Origin of the sequence: Pseudoduganella ginsengisoli (assembly GCF_009720865.1) — a bacterium.
GTDB classification, from domain to species: Bacteria; Pseudomonadota; Gammaproteobacteria; order Burkholderiales; family Burkholderiaceae_D; genus Rugamonas; species Rugamonas ginsengisoli.
The window spans coordinates 1-232 of the sequence record NZ_WNLA01000131.1; the positions used below are offsets into that span (position 1 = coordinate 1).

Sequence of the window (232 nt, forward strand, 5' to 3'; positions counted from 1 at the left end):
CTGCCGGCGCCGTGCGGTCGATCGTCACTTTCAGGCCCTGCGACGGCGCACTGAAGTTGCCCGCCTTGTCTTCCTGCGTGACCGTGTACGCAATGTCGACGCCGGTAGCTGCCGCCGTGTGCGTCACACTCCAGTTGCCGCTGGCGTCGGCCACGGCATTGCCCACTTCCACCCCGCCGGCATACAGATGCACTTTGGCGCCGGCTTCCGCGCCACCGCCGGCAAACACCGG

The 232-nt window shown here is 68.1% G+C and carries 1 protein-coding gene; it reads right to left on the minus strand.

Features of this window, described 5'->3' with window-relative positions; all coding sequences use genetic code 11:
• A partial coding sequence (locus GM668_RS30865; RefSeq protein ID WP_170305945.1) for an Ig-like domain-containing protein occupies positions 1–232 on the minus strand: 232 nt, incomplete at both ends.